Here is a 15,068-nt window from a genome sequence, read left to right on the forward strand (position 1 = left end):
TACGATCACAGTACAGTTCCTCCCCTTGTTCATTAATGTTACTTGGTAGTAATTGTTGATATAAGGGGAGGCTAGGAGGGGTTGTAAATGATGAAGTTCGGTTTAACCGAATAACAAGAAACATTATAACCAACCCCCTCTAACTCCCCCTTGTATTAACTATGTTGATCTCATGGCAGTAGTGATAAAGGGGGAGAACCTTTCTTTGTCGCTGTTATAACAAGATCTTCACCTGAAACCTGCAAGCGAAGCGTCCTGAAACCTAAGTTATTCCAACACGAACCTGCTCGCTGTTGTCGTTTCTAGTTAGCACAGCGTATAGTCTCTAGCTCTCTTCAAATTCATCACCAAACAGAGAAACTCTATGAAAAGTACCTTCGCCAGAACCCTTTTACTTCTCGCATCCCTTCTTATCGCCAGTCAGGTATTCTCTTATCTCGCGGTTTTTAATTACGCCTTATTACCTAGCTTGCAGCAGTTTAATCGCATTTTGGCTTATGAAGTACGCTTAATGTTAGCGGAAGATGTCACGTTAGCGAGTGGTAAAAATGTTCATTTAGGGCAGCCTCTACGACGCCAATTATTAGAGCAACTTGGTGTAAGTATTCATGATGAAAACGATCCTGATATGAAAGAGTATTATCAGGCCAGCCCGGTTGAATTTTTAAGTGAAGAGATGACTCAGGAGTTAGGGGCACCAACAGAGGTGCGTTTGATTCTAGGTGCAGACAGCTATGTATTGTGGATGAAGAGTGAAGCAATGCCTGAGTTTTATATGCGAATACCACTTTCAGAGCTGCAAGAAGATGATTTTGCACCGCTCTTTAGAAACAGTTTATTTATCGCTCTACTCGTCATTCTTGGTGGTTGGACGTTTATTAAAATTCAGAATAGACCATTAATGGCACTGCAAACTGCCGCTCGTAAAGTAGGTAAAGGTGAAATACCCGATCCGTTACCTGAAAAAGGAGCATCAGAGATTCAAGCAGTGACTCGTGCATTTAACCAAATGTCGAAGGGCATTCAGAAATTAGAGCAAGACCGAGCGTTATTAATGGCCGGGGTTAGTCATGATATTCGAACACCATTAACTCGGATTCGTTTAGCCACAGAAATGATGTCTCCAGAAGACAGCTACCTTGCCGAAAGTATGATTAAAGACACGGAAGAGTGTAATGAGATCATCGGTCAATTCATGGACTATTTAAAGCCAGTCGCAAAGCAAGATTTTACTCAGGTGGATGTTAATACCATCGTTAATGAAGTGATATTAGCTGAGGGTGGTTATGAGCGTGAAATTCAAACCAAACTCGCCATGATCCCAAAAGCGATTAATGGTAATGCAGTAGCAATTAAGCGAGTGATCACTAATTTGGTCGTTAATGCGATTCGATATGGTGGTGATTGGATCCAAGTCTCAACCAGTGTTTCTGCTGACCATAAAACCGTATGGGTTATTATTGAAGATAATGGCCCTGGAGTTGATAACGCACAGCTAGAAACCGTTTTTGAACCTTTTACTCGAGGTGATACGGCTCGTGGTAGTGAAGGGACAGGGTTAGGGTTAGCCATCGTTAAGCGTATTGTTACTCAGCATCAAGGTGAAGTGAGTTTATCAAACCGAAGTGAAGGTGGTTTGAAGGTTCAAGTTGAGTTTCCGTTGGGGTGAGAGCAGGGACGAGAATCGAGAATGCTTCGCTTGAGGGGCGAGGAAGAGCGTAAGAGCAAAAAGCTAGGATTCAGGAAGAGCAGAGTTCAGAGGTGATTGTTGTGATATCTACGGGCACAATACAGTTCCTCCCCTTGTTCACAAAGGTTACTTGGTAGTAACTGTTGATATAAGGGGAGGCTAGGAGGGGTTGGAAACTAGAGACGATACGCTAGCGCTAACTAGACCGCTTCGCTCCTATAAGAGCAAAAAGCGAAGGGTTCAGGTTTCAGGAAGAGCAAAAGCGAGTACACCTGAAACCTGCAAGCGTCGCGCCCTGAAACCTAAAAACTCACCACATCAACCATGCTTGCTCTTATAGTCTCTAGTTAGCGCAGCGTATCGTTCCTAGTAAAAAAATAAAAAAGACCGCAGATAATAATCATCTGCGGTCTTTTTCGTTTTTACTCGTCCCTAGAGCGAAGCGAACTTGCTCCTAGTCCCTTTATTTAAACAACCACATCTTGTTTTGCTTCTTCTTTCACTTCTGCATACGGCAATACGATATTTAAGATAATCGCAGTTACACCACCTGCAGTTACACCTGATGAGAAAATGTTTTTAATCATCTCAGGCATGAACTGAAGAATTTCAGGTTTTTGAGCTAAGCCAAGACCCATAGAGAAAGACATTGCCATGATTAGAATGGCACGACGATCTAGTTCAACACGAGAGATAATACGCACACCAGCAGCCGCAATCGTACCGAACATCACAATAGTCGCACCACCAAGCACAGGCTCAGGAATGATCTGCACCATGCTTGCTACCCCTGGGAATAAACCAAGAAGAACTAGCATACCTGCGATGAAATAACCCACATAACGGCTTGCTACACCCGTTAATAGAATTACGCCATTGTTTTGGCTAAACGTTGAGTTAGGGAAGCTGTTAAATGCTGCAGCGATTGCCGAGTTAATACCATCAGCTAATACACCGCCTTTAATGCGCTTCATATAAACCGGTCCTTTCACTGGTTGGCCTGATACTTCTGATGTCGCAGTAATATCACCAATGGCTTCTAGTGCCGTGATTAAGAAGATAAGCACCAAAGGAATAAACAGAGACCAGTCAAAACCTAAGCCATATTGCATAGGAATAGGTAGGGCAATGAGAGCTGCATCATGAGACATCTCTGTATTAAGCATTCCCATCGCCCACGCCACTAGCGTACCTACTGTCATGGCGATAACGATAGACGCCATACGTAGGTAAGGGTTAGTTGCTCGGTTTAATACCACAATAATTAGTAATACCGTGCCAGCAAGAGCGAGTTTATCAAGGCTACCAAATGTGCCTTCGCCCATAGCTGAATACCCGCCCCCCATAGACACTAAACCGACTTGAATAAGAGTAAGGCCAATTAGGGTAACAACAATGCCAGAGACTAATGGAGTAATGATTTTTTGAGCGTATTCAAGAACACGAGATAGGAAAATTTCAGCGGTTGAAGCAACAAGAATGGTACCGAAAATGGCTGCCATCATTGTAGGAACATCAGCTCCACCGGCTTTTAGTGCAAGGCCAGCACCAATGATTGGGCCTAAGAAATTAAAACTGGTGCCTTGAACTGAAAGTAAGCCAGAACCGATAGGGCCAAAGGTTTTAATTTGAATAAAAGAAGAAATGCCCGAAGCAAATAAAGACATACTGATGATGGTATTGGTTTCAGCCGCTGGAACACCAAGTGTCTGACAGATGATCAGAGAAGGCGTAATAATCGCAACAAACATTGCTAATAAGTGCTGAAAAGCAGCAAATAAAGTGTGCGGTAGCGGTGGACGATCATCCAATTGATAGATCAATTCTGATGGTTTTGTGGTGCTGTTTTTAACGGTCATGGCCGATATTCCTAGTTGTATAACGTTGTCTTCAAATCTCGCTGAATGGGAGTTTGAAGTGAGAAGGCGTCAATCTGTGATTGCTGTTAATCAGAACCTTTCTCGATAGGGTTGCATTGTTAAGTTCGATACTTAATCAATTGGAGCGGTATTTTATAGATAATTTAATGAAAAGCAATCGTTTGCTTGAGTTTTTAAGAGCAGACGACTTCGCCTTGAGGGCGCTTCGCTTAAGACGCAACAAGTTGCTTGAGATGGTAGAGGATCTGGGTTCAAGGAGATCGTTGTGGTATCTATAATCACAATACAGTTCCTCCCCTTGTTCGAGAATGTTACTTGGCAGAAATTGTTAATATAAGGGGAGGCTAGGAGGGGTTGTAAATGATGAAGTTCGGTTTAATCGAATAACAAGAAACATTATAACCAACCCCCTCTAACTCCCCCTTGTGTTCACTATATCGATCTCATAGTTATAGCGATAAAGGGGGAGAACTATTCTTTGTCGTTGTACTAACAGCGTTTGAAACTAGAAGCTATACGCTGCGCTAACTAGACAGTTTCGCTTCTATAAGAGCAAAGCGAGGGTTCAGGACTCAGGTTTCAGGAAGATCAAAAGCGAGCACCCCTGAATCCTGCAAGCAAAGCGTCCTGAAACCTAAAATATCACCACATCAGTCATACAGGCTTCTATAGTCTCTAGTTAGCACAGCGTATAGTCCCTAGCCCCTAACTCCGCCCCGTCCGACAAACCGTATACACATCAATACGCTCAACTCCCGCTTTCCTTAACTCCACACACAACAGATTAATCGTTGCACCCGTTGTCACTACATCATCAACAAGAGCTACGTGTTTCTCTTTGATTGGTTTAGTGATTTTAAATGCGCCGACTAAATTGGTTTGTCGAAACGAGCGAGATAAACCTTGTTGAGGCCTTGTCGCTTTAACGCGTTTCAATATCTTGTTATTACAATGAGTGGTGGGCGACTTAAGATTGATCTCCCTTTCTAATGTCCAACCTAAATGATCACTTTGATTATAAGAACGCCACCAGAATCGTTTCCAATGCAGAGGAACAGGAAGAATGAGAGGCGCTGGTTCTGGGATGTGCTTACTGAGTAATACGCCTAAATCTTGGGCAAGCCAGAACTGTTGAGCGTATTTAAGTTTATTAATGTATTCGCGTAATGGGTCAGAATAATCACTTACACAATATAAGCGGTCCCATTGTGGTGGGTGCAAAAGACACTCTCCGCAGACATCGGTCTCATGCTCGGTTTGTAAACCACATCGCTGACAGCGAGGCACTGTTTTGATTAAATCTAAGCAAGCTTGGCACCAAATGGTTTCAGATGGTGGCATTGCTTGTGAGCAAAAGTCACAATGACTTACGCCTAATTTTTGTATTGATCTTCTTATCCACCTGATGAACACTAAACCACCCATACTAATTAATCATTAACAGGCAGTGTAGATGACAACACCTCTTTATTGGCAAACGGAAGGCGAAGGTTCCGATCTGGTTCTCATTCATGGATGGGGAATGAATGGAGCGGTGTGGCAGACCACATCTGAAAAGCTTAGCCAACATTATCGTGTGCATACTGTCGATTTATCTGGTTATGGTCATAGTGCAGAGTTAGGCAGTGCTGATTTTGATGAAATGGTAAAACAAGTTCTTGCTCAAGCACCTAAAAAGGCTGCATGGTTAGGTTGGTCATTAGGGGGATTGATTGCGACAAAGGCCGCGTTAACTTCTCCCGAGCGAGTATCACAACTTATTACCGTTGCGAGTTCACCACGTTTTTCAGCAGAGAAAGGCTGGCGAGGCATAAAACCTCTTGTATTATCACAATTTACTGAGCAGTTAAAAACCGATTTCACATTAACCGTTGAGCGTTTTATGGCACTACAAGCTATGGGTAGTCCTAATGCTAAGCAAGACATTAAGTTGGTAAAAAAGGCTGTATTTTCAAGACCTATGCCTGATCAGCAAGCATTAGCTACAGGTTTAATGATTTTGGCCGATATAGATCTACGAGAAGCTGTATCTCAATTGTCGATGCCAGTATGTCGTATGTATGGACGACTGGATGGATTAGTGCCAATTAAAGTTGCTCATGATATGGATGAACTTATGCCGAATTCGGCTAAAATCGTTTTTGAGCAAGCATCACACGCACCTTTTATTTCGCATAATGACGAATTTATTTCTGAGCTACGCACTTTTTTAAATCAACACGCTTAGTTTTTATTTAGTTAAGGAAACGCTTTATGATCTTTTCACCTAACAGTGTCAGTGTGCCGCTTATCGCACCTTCTGTTAATCTGCCAACAGAACAAGTAGCACGTGAAAATCGTGTTAAGAAGCCTGTTGCGCCGACGACAAAGATGAGCGAAACCACATCTGAAAAAGCAATCAAAGGTGATGATAAGCAACATAAGCGGGATGCTTGGGAGCCATCAGATCACCCTGGTTATGATGTGATGGAAGAAAAAGAGGAGCCTAAACCTCATTTCGCCACTCTGTATGATATTGATGATGATTTAGCTAAATTAGCTCGATTGTTGTCGTTGGATACTTACGCTCAAGGTGAAGGAACGGGTTATACCATCCGTTTTAATTTGCCAAAGAATTTATTAGATAAACTTGAAGAGATGGGACGAATGGTTCGCCGTCGTAGTGTGATAAGTTTTCACTATGATAAGGCGGTAGTTCCGAATAATCCGTCGGATATATTGGCGGTGCTTTGAGGGTTTAAGAGCAGGGACGAGAGGCGAGTACGCTTCGCTCGAGGAGCGAGGGAGAGCGTAGGATTCAGGTCTCAGGCTTCAGGAGGAGCAAGAGCATAGCTTAGTCGCAAGCTCCCTTGCAGATTTCAGAGATGATCGTTGTGATTACAGCGTTCATAATACTGTTCCTCTCTTTTTTACGAAGGTTACAAACCAACCCCCTCTAACTCCCCCTTGTATTAACTATATCGATCTCATAGTAATAACGATAAAAGGGGGAGAACCATTCTCTTTCGCTGTGATTGCAGTATGCGAGCAAAGCGGAGGATTCAGGTCTCAGGTTTTAGGAAGCTCAAAAGCGAGTACACTTGAAACCTGCAAGCGTAGCGCCCTGAACCCTAAATCCTTTCTCTTAGCTCTTCCTCGCCCCTAGAAGCGCAGCGTTCTCGTCCCTCGAAACTTACTTCTTCGCCTTCGCAAAAGCAGCCGCAAACGCACCACCCATTGCACCACCGCCAACATCGTTATTACGTTGCTGTCTTGGCGCTTGAGAACGCTCATTGCGCTGTTGTGGTTTATTTGATTGGCGTTGAGGACGATTGTCTTCCCCTGGCTTGTCGTTTAAACGCATAGAAAGAGCGATACGCTTACGTTGCACATCCACTTCCATCACTTTTACTTTTACGATATCACCAGCTTTAACGACTTCTCTAGGGTCAGAAACAAACGTATCACTTAATGCAGAAATATGAACTAAGCCATCTTGGTGAACACCGATATCAACAAATGCACCGAAGTTCGCTACGTTTGATACAACACCTTCTAATACCATGCCTAATTCAAGGTCAGATACCGTATTTACGCCATCAGCAAAGGTGGCTGTTTTAAACTCAGGACGAGGATCTCGTCCCGGCTTATCTAGCTCTTTAATGATGTCAGTGACTGTTGGTAAACCAAAATCTGCACTGATGTAATCGTTAGCCGCAACCGAGCGTAAAAACTCAGTATTACCAATAATGGCATCAATAGCTTTGCCATTTTTCTCAGCAATGGTTTTTACTACTGGGTAAGCTTCAGGGTGAACTGCAGAGGCATCCAATGGGTTTTTACCGTTCATTACACGTAAGAAACCAGCACATTGTTCAAAGGCTTTAGGCCCTAAACGAGCAACTTTTTTCAGCGTTGTACGGTTTTCAAAGCGGCCGTTTTCATCACGGTAATCCACAATGTTTTGTGCAATCGTTGCTGATAAACCCGCAACACGAGTTAATAGAGCAGGAGAGGCGGTATTTACATCAACACCAACGGCGTTTACACAGTCTTCGATTACGGCATCTAACTTTTTCGCTAGTTGGCTTTGGCTCACATCATGTTGATATTGACCAACACCAATGGCTTTTGGATCGATTTTTACTAACTCAGCCAGAGGATCTTGCAGACGGCGAGCGATAGATACCGCACCACGGATTGATACATCTAAATCAGGGAACTCTTTCGCTGCTAATTCAGAGGCAGAATATACCGATGCACCCGCTTCACTTACGATGATTTTCGCCGTTGATAGGCCAGCATCTTTTAGTAGATTACCCACAAAGGCATCGGTCTCACGTGAAGCAGTACCGTTACCAATGGCGATTAAATCCACATTGTGTTGTTTGATTAATGCTTCGATAATCTGTGCTGATTTTGCAATTTGATTATGGGGTTGGTTAGGGTAAATCGTATCGGTTGCTAGCACTTTACCAGTAGCATCAACCACGGCGACTTTCGTACCTGTACGTAGGCCTGGATCAAGTCCAAGTGTCGTTTTAAGACCTGCTGGCGCTGCCATTAATAGGTCTTTTAGGTTGGTAGCAAATACATCAATCGCTTCGTTTTCTGAGCGTTCTTTTAGGCCGCCCATTAATTCCGTTTCCATGTGCATTAAAATCTTAATACGCCATGTCCAGCTGATCACTTGTTTACGCCATAAATCAGCAGGTTGAGAACCTAACGTAATACCATAATGATTGGCGATGATGATTTCACAGTACGAGCCACGAGCACCTTCTTCCTGAGTTGGGTCAGCGTTAATAGAAAGCTGTAAGAAGCCTTCATTGCGACCACGTAGCATAGCAAGAGCACGGTGAGAAGGGACTTTTGTTAATGCTTCATGATGATCAAAGTAATCTTTGAACTTTTCACCAGCTTGCTCTTGGCCGTCTACCATTTTAGATACAAGCTCAGCATTAGCCGTTAGATAAGTACGTACTTTTTCAAGTAAGTTTGCGTCTTCTGCCATGCGTTCCATAAGAATGGCACGAGCGCCGTCTAATACAGCTTTAGCATCTGCAAAGCCTTTTTCTTCATCAATGTAAGATTGAGCGGCATCTTCAGGTGTATTTTCAGGCTGTGTCCACAATAAATCAGCTAATGGTTCAAGACCTGCTTCAATAGCTATTTGGCCTTTAGTGCGACGCTTACGTTTAAATGGTAGATACAGATCTTCAAGACGTGTTTTGCTGTCCGCATCTAAAATCTCACGCTCTAATTCAGGTGTCAGTTTTTCTTGTTCTTTAATCGATTTTAAGATCGATTGACGGCGGTCATCCAATTCACGTAAGTAAGTTAAACGAGTATCAAGCGTACGAAGTTGCGTATCGTCTAGGCCATCTGTTACTTCTTTACGGTAACGAGCAATAAATGGGATGGTGCTACCTTCGTCAATCAGTTGAACGGCAGCAGAAACTTGTTGAGGGCGAACGTTAAGTTCTTTAGCAATTATGTTTATTATCATTTTGATTCTTTTTTAATTAAAAATTATTGGATAGAAGCAAAGAGCAGGGTTCAGATCGGTCGCAAGCTCCCTTGCAGGGTTCAGAGGAGACAGTGGTAATTCAAGCGATCACTATACAGTTCCTCCCCTTGTTCATTAATGCTGATTGGTAGCAAATATCTATCTAAGGGGAGGCTAGGAGGGGTTGCTAGTGATAATGTTTAGTTTATCTGAATCACTAGAGTATGGTGTAACCAACCCCCTCTAACTCCCCCTTATATTAACAATGTCACTTGCATAACCTTAGTGATAAAGGGGGAGAACCTTCTTTGATGCTTTAATTTCAACGATCACTATTTCGCTCTTCCTGAATCCTGAAACCCATCTTCCTCGTCCCTCGAGCGAAGCGTCCTCGAATCTCGTCCCTACACCTAGTACCTAATCGAATTCACAAACCACTCTTTATCCCCATCAGGCGTTTTTACAATTACATATTCATCCACTTCTTTTTTGATCAGTGCACGAGCCATTGGGGAATCGATAGAGATATAGTCGTTGCGGCCAAATATTTCATCAGGACCAACGATGCGAAAAGAGAGGACATCGCCTTGTTCGTTTTCAATTTCAACGAACGCACCGAAAAAGATTTTTCCGTCTTGCTGTGGGGAATAGTCGACCACTTTTACTTGGTCTAAACGTTTACGAAGATAGCGAACACGGCGGTCTATTTCACGAAGGCGTTTTTTGTTGTATTGATAATCAGCGTTTTCACTGCGATCACCAAGGCTAGCCGCCCAAGTCACTTTTTTTGTGACTTCTGGGCGTTCTTCTTTCCATAGAAACGTGAGTTCATCTTGTAGCTTATTAAAGCCTTCACGTGTGATTAAATTGGTTTTCATTATTTATCCTGACACGTCCTAATCGTAGCGGATGCCTTTTTTAACGTTTGGATCTTCCATTGTTTTAAAACGTTTATGTAGCCACATCCATTGAGGAATACAGCGTAAAATGACACGTTCTACCGCTTTATTCATTACCGTAGCAACACCAACGGGATCTTTCTTCGGAAATTGGTCACTGATGTCATTATCAATTTGTAAGTGGTAATTATTGTAAGTTCTAAAGCCCGATGCAGTAACAACAGCACATTTACTTGCACTGATTAAGATATCCGAACCTACGGTGGTACAAGCATCTGGAACCGCAAAGAAAGGAACAAAAACCGATTTATTACGGTTGTAATCGTGATCCGGCATATACCAAAGGCGTTCGCCTTTACGTAATACACGCAGCATGCCTTTAACGTCTTTTCTATCAATCATTTGGTTGCCGTTATTGGTACGGCCCCAATATTGAATGAAATCGTAAGCTGGGTTGTTATGTGGACGGTAAACACCATAACCGGGAGCAAAGAAAGTGAAAGCTCTTGCTGTTAGCTCTAAGTTAAGAGCGTGAAGGCAAACAACTAAAACACCGCGGCCTTCAGCTTCAAGGTCGAGAATATGCTGTCTATTTTCATAGCTAAAATGTTTTTCAACACGCCAATCAGGCCATACCCAAGCCATTGCAGTTTCAAAAATCGCAAGGCCTGAGTTTTTGAAATTCTCAACAATAATGGCTTCACGCTCAGACGATTCCATTTCTGGAAAAGCGAGTTCTAAATTACGGCGAGCAACATGGGCTCTTGATTTTCCGAGTTTTAATCCAAGTAAACCAAGAGAGCGACCAAGTTTGTAAGTTACTTTATAAGGCAATAGGGTGACGATGGCAAAAAGGAATCCGAATCCAAACCATACCCCCCAATATTTAGGGTGTAGAAGAGCGCTAGAGAATTTAGGAGCTGGATACTTTGACATCGTGAGCCTATTTTATCTAATTAATTATTGGATCTGAGCACTGAGTAGCGCCCAATACTCGTTAAAGTTTTCAGTCGGTTGATATTTAAAATCAGAACGGACAAAACGACAGAAACTCCCCTCGACTTGACCCACAAGCTGAGCGGCTAAAATACTTTCATCAATTGGGAATGCTTTCCCTTCACGTAATTTACGTTCACGTAAGATTTGTTTGAATTGAAGTTCAATACGCTCAAATATTTGATTGATGCGGCTTCTTAAGCGCTCATTTTCAAACATCAGCGCATGGCCTGTCATAATTCGAGTTAATCCAGGGTTACGTTCAGCAAAGGCGAGCAGAAGTTTTAATAATAGCTCAATACGTTTTAAAGTATCTTTTTCATCTTCAAGAATGCGGTTAACACGCGAAAAAATAGATTCTTCAATAAACTCAATTAAGCCTTCAAACATTTTGGCTTTGCTTGGGAAATGGCGATATAACGCAGCTTCTGATACACCAACCTGTTTTGCTAATTTGGCTGTAGTAATGCGAGCAGCACCTTCATTGGACTCTAGCATTTCAGCTAAAGCTTGTAGTATTTCATCACGACGATTTGGTTTTCTTGGGGTCGCCATTACGGTTCCTTTGTCATTTTTTATTATTTTTTGTGGAGCTAGGTTGTTCGTTGCTAGAGGCTATACGCTTCGCTAACTAGACCGCTTCGCTCCTATTGAAGAGCAGGTTTCAGGAAAAGCGCATCGAGTTCAGTTCTGGCTCCTCCTAAAATCGAATGACTTACGATATCTGCCATTCACGCTCTTATAGTTTTTAGCTCTTCTTAAAGCCTCTGCGCGAAGCGTCCTGAATCCTGCTTCTATAGTTTCTCAACGATCTCAAGCATAATCGCTTTACCCAACTCCGACTTCGTCGTTAACGGTAGCGCTTTATCACCTTCTTTCCAATATAGGTGAAGCGCATTGTTATCACTATTAAAGCCTTGTCCCTGAACTGATACATCGTTTGCACAGATCATATCTAAATTTTTGCGTTCTAATTTACCGCGAGCGTATTTTTCCACATCTTGAGTTTCAGCTGCAAAACCGACAGTAAATGGACGTTGATTCGTTAATGCCGCAACTGAAGCGACAATATCTGGATTCTTAACCATATGAAGCGTCATGCCATCTTCATCGGCGGTTTTCTTTAATTTTTGAGTCGCCACTTGGCTTAGTTTGAAATCAGCAACGGCAGCGCATGCAATAAAGATAGAATGAGATTGTGCATTTTTCATTACCGCTTCGTGCATTTGTTCTGCGCTTTCAATATCAATGCGCTTCACGTTCTCTGGTGTTGCAAGGTTAACAGGACCACTGACTAAAGTGACGTTAGCACCTAATTGAGCTGCGGCCTCTGCAATAGCAAATCCCATTTTCCCTGAGCTATGGTTAGAGATATAACGAACCGGATCGATGGCTTCACGAGTTGGGCCCGCAGTAATAAGTAGAGATTGACCTTGAAGTGGTTTTTTATCCGCTTCTGTTTGTTCACCAGAATTAGCTTGGAAAAAATCTTCACATAAATGAACCAGCTCCATTGGCTCAAGCATTCGTCCCATGCCCACATCACCACAAGCTTGTTGACCAGCTGCTGGCCCCCAAATGTGCATGCCACGACGAGCGAGTGTTGCGATGTTTTCTTGCGTCGCGATATTGCTATACATTTGCTGATTCATAGCAGGAGAGACCGCGACAGGAGAATCTGTAGCAAGAACTAAAGTAGATAATAAATCGTTACCCATGCCAGCAGCCATTCGAGCAATCAGATCAGCCGTTGCAGGAGCAAGTAAAACAATGTCAGCCCACTTAGCTAATTCAATGTGGCCCATTGATGCTTCAGCAGCAGGATCAAGTAAGCTATCTGCAACAGGGTGGCCAGAAACCGCCTGCATTGTTAATGGGGTAATGAACTCTTTTGCTGCTTTTGTCATTACTACGCGAACTTCAGCGCCGCGTTCAATTAATCGACGAGTCAGTTCTGCACATTTATAAGCTGCAATGCCGCCGCTAATACCAAGAAGAATTCGTTTCCCTGCAAGAGATGCCATGACACTAATTACCCTGTTAAGTGGTTCACCATAAAGTAGCGCTAACCATATCATAATTTTTTTTCAGAGTGATGTACTTCCAATCTCTTCCATCAAGTAAATGACCAAAAACATAATTGCAATCAAGGTTTGAAGCTTGCCGAAGGCTAAACGATCGAGAAAGCGAATAAGATTTAGACATCGTAGGCTGTGTAGATAGTAAGTCATCAATTGAGAAAATTATGTCGTTAATGAATCTACCAGAAGAATCTCGACCAAGAGAGAAGTTACTCGCCCTTGGTCCAAAGTCACTGACTGATGCTGAATTACTCGCGATCTTTTTAAGAACAGGGATCCAAGGAATGAATGCCATTGAATTGGCAGATAAGCTATTAAAGGAGTTTGGCTCATTAAGAAAATTACTTAGCTCTGATGAACATGAATTTTGTAGTCATAAAGGGTTGGGAACCGCAAAATTTGCACAACTTCAAGCCGTTGTAGAAATGACTGAGCGGTATTTATTTGAAAAGATTGAAAAAGAAGACGCGTTAACTAGCCCCGAACACACGAAACGTTATTTAACCCGAATGTTAAGAGATAGGCATAGGGAAGCGTTTTATGTTTTGTTCCTTGATAATCAACATCGAGTGCTAAAAGGGGAGATATTATTTGAAGGAACAATCGATGCTGCTGCTGTTTATCCGAGAGAAGTTGTAAAAAGATCGATAGATTATAATGCAGCCGCCATCATTTTAGCGCATAATCACCCTTCCGGCGTAGCCGAGCCAAGTCAAGCCGACAGAAGAATTACAAAACGTATTTCTGATGCTGTAGAATTGGTAGATATCCGAGTCCTTGATCATTTTGTGATCGGTGATGGAGAAATAGTCTCTTTTGCCGAAAGAGGATGGATTTGAGTGTTTTTTTTACCGATTGAATAAAAAAAATACAAAAAACCGTAAAAAGGATCCCTTAGGGTCTTGAGCAATGCGCAATCACTTAGTATAATGCGCGACCTTTGATAGCCTTGAATTAGAAATTTCAGATGGAATTTCTAGTGGTTTTTTGCCACCAAGGTGATATCGAGCTGAAACGATTTGGAGAAGACAGCAATGTCCCGAGTATGCCAAGTAACTGGTAAGCGTCCTGCAGTTGGTAACAACCGCTCACACGCAAAAAATGCCACCAAGCGTCGTTTTCTGCCGAACCTACAAACTCATCGTTTCTGGGTAGAAAGCGAAAAACGCTTCGTTAAACTTCGTCTTACCGCTAAAGGTATGCGTATCATTGATAAGAAAGGTATCGAAACCGTTCTTGCAGATATGCGTGCTCGTGGCGAGAACGTTTAAGAGGAATCTGAACAATGGCTAAAGGCGCACGTGAGAAAATCAAGTTAGTATCAACTGCTAACACTGGTCACTTCTACACAACCGACAAAAACAAACGTAACATGCCAGGCAAAATGGAGATCAAAAAATACGATCCTGTTGTACGCCAGCACGTTCTTTACAAAGAAGCAAAAATCAAGTAATTCGATTACTGATTGCAACTTTGATAAAATTGAAAACCCAGCCTTGTTGCTGGGTTTTTTTTTGCGTGAAAGAGTAGGGACGAGAGGCGAGAACGCTTCGCTCGAGGTGCGAGTAAGGTCAAAAGCGGAAGAGCTAGAGACTATACGCTTCGCTTGCGAATTCAGAGACACTTGCTTCTAGCTCTTCCCCTTTATCGACATAGCCACTTGGTTGATAAAGTAAATATAAGGGGAGGCTGGGAGGGGTTGTTAGTAAATGACTAGGAACTATATGCTGTGCTAACTAGATATTATAAAAGTGAGTATGATAGGTATTTTGAGCTCTAGGTTTCAGACCGCTTCGCTTGCAAAGTTCAGCGGTACTTGTTTTTAATCTTCCTGAAACCTGAAACCTGAAACCTGAAACCTGAAACCTGAAACCTGAAACCTGAAACCTGAAACCTGAAACCTGAAACCTGATTTGACCCCAATAAAGTGGACACTCGATCACGAGGATTGAGTGACATGAAAATCAAATCACAACGAAAGTTTTCTAATGAGTTCAAAAGAAACGCAGTTCAACAGTCATTAGACTCTCCAGA

At 42.5% G+C, this 15,068-nt stretch carries 13 protein-coding genes; 6 read left to right on the top strand and 7 right to left on the bottom strand.

Annotated features, from left to right (window positions below; genetic code table 11):
* Nucleotides 1–343: 343 nt before the first annotated feature.
* Entirely contained in the window at nt 344–1,669 is a 1,326-nt protein-coding gene (gene envZ, locus HC728_RS16520; protein WP_370539793.1) for a two-component system sensor histidine kinase EnvZ, read from the top strand.
* Nucleotides 1,670–2,157: 488 nt separating this feature from the next.
* Here the strand turns inward: envZ and HC728_RS16525 are convergent, their stop codons facing one another.
* Both HC728_RS16525 and HC728_RS16530 read right to left on the bottom strand, forming a co-directional pair.
* Nucleotides 2,158–3,549, bottom strand: a complete 1,392-nt coding sequence (locus tag HC728_RS16525) for a uracil-xanthine permease family protein (protein WP_017019182.1) — start codon at nt 3,547–3,549, stop codon at nt 2,158–2,160.
* 726 nt (nt 3,550–4,275) lie between these two features.
* Nucleotides 4,276–4,995: a ComF family protein gene (locus HC728_RS16530; RefSeq protein ID WP_065604244.1), complete on the bottom strand. Its 720-nt coding sequence runs from the start codon at nt 4,993–4,995 to the stop codon at nt 4,276–4,278.
* A gap of 28 nt (nt 4,996–5,023) precedes the next feature.
* Between HC728_RS16530 and bioH the strand changes: the two genes are divergently transcribed.
* On the top strand, nt 5,024–5,797 hold the full coding sequence (gene bioH, locus HC728_RS16535) for a pimeloyl-ACP methyl ester esterase BioH (RefSeq protein ID WP_065604242.1): 774 nt from the start codon (nt 5,024–5,026) through the stop codon (nt 5,795–5,797).
* Nucleotides 5,798–5,823: 26 nt separating this feature from the next.
* A complete protein-coding gene (locus HC728_RS16540) occupies nt 5,824–6,303 on the top strand; it encodes a hypothetical protein (protein ID WP_005417025.1) in 480 nt (159 codons plus the stop codon).
* 439 nt (nt 6,304–6,742) lie between these two features.
* On the opposite strand, the gene HC728_RS16545 is transcribed toward HC728_RS16540, so the two are convergent.
* From HC728_RS16545 to coaBC, 5 genes are all read right to left on the bottom strand, one after another.
* Nucleotides 6,743–9,058, bottom strand: coding sequence for a Tex family protein (locus HC728_RS16545; RefSeq protein WP_017019185.1), 2,316 nt, complete (start codon nt 9,056–9,058; stop codon nt 6,743–6,745).
* A 410-nt stretch (nt 9,059–9,468) separates the two neighbouring features.
* On the bottom strand, nt 9,469–9,936 hold the full coding sequence (greB, locus tag HC728_RS16550) for a transcription elongation factor GreB (RefSeq protein WP_190395768.1): 468 nt from the start codon (nt 9,934–9,936) through the stop codon (nt 9,469–9,471).
* A gap of 18 nt (nt 9,937–9,954) precedes the next feature.
* Nucleotides 9,955–10,893: an LpxL/LpxP family Kdo(2)-lipid IV(A) lauroyl/palmitoleoyl acyltransferase gene (gene lpxL, locus HC728_RS16555; protein WP_012532742.1), complete on the bottom strand. Its 939-nt coding sequence runs from the start codon at nt 10,891–10,893 to the stop codon at nt 9,955–9,957.
* A 24-nt stretch (nt 10,894–10,917) separates the two neighbouring features.
* A complete protein-coding gene (slmA, locus tag HC728_RS16560; protein ID WP_005417043.1) occupies nt 10,918–11,508 on the bottom strand; it encodes a nucleoid occlusion factor SlmA in 591 nt (196 codons plus the stop codon).
* A gap of 239 nt (nt 11,509–11,747) precedes the next feature.
* Nucleotides 11,748–12,977 (bottom strand): bifunctional phosphopantothenoylcysteine decarboxylase/phosphopantothenate--cysteine ligase CoaBC, encoded by a 1,230-nt coding sequence (gene coaBC, locus HC728_RS16565; protein ID WP_190395769.1) that lies wholly within the window; start codon nt 12,975–12,977, stop codon nt 11,748–11,750.
* Nucleotides 12,978–13,198: 221 nt separating this feature from the next.
* Between coaBC and radC the strand changes: the two genes are divergently transcribed.
* The 3 genes from radC to rpmG all read left to right on the top strand — a co-directional run bounded on the left by radC (nt 13,199) and on the right by rpmG (nt 14,487).
* Nucleotides 13,199–13,873, top strand: a complete 675-nt coding sequence (gene radC / locus HC728_RS16570; RefSeq protein WP_005417048.1) for a DNA repair protein RadC — start codon at nt 13,199–13,201, stop codon at nt 13,871–13,873.
* Nucleotides 13,874–14,068: 195 nt separating this feature from the next.
* The gene (gene rpmB / locus HC728_RS16575) at nt 14,069–14,305 is read left to right on the top strand and encodes a 50S ribosomal protein L28 (RefSeq protein WP_005417050.1); all 237 of its coding nucleotides are present in this window, start codon (nt 14,069–14,071) and stop codon (nt 14,303–14,305) included.
* A 14-nt stretch (nt 14,306–14,319) separates the two neighbouring features.
* Complete coding sequence (rpmG, locus tag HC728_RS16580) at nt 14,320–14,487, top strand: 50S ribosomal protein L33 (RefSeq protein WP_005417052.1); 168 nt, start codon at nt 14,320–14,322, stop codon at nt 14,485–14,487.
* Nucleotides 14,488–15,068: the final 581 nt, after the last annotated feature.

Origin of the sequence: Aliivibrio sp. S10_S31 (assembly GCF_014694495.1) — a bacterium.
Taxonomy (GTDB): Bacteria; Pseudomonadota; Gammaproteobacteria; order Enterobacterales; family Vibrionaceae; genus Aliivibrio; species Aliivibrio fischeri.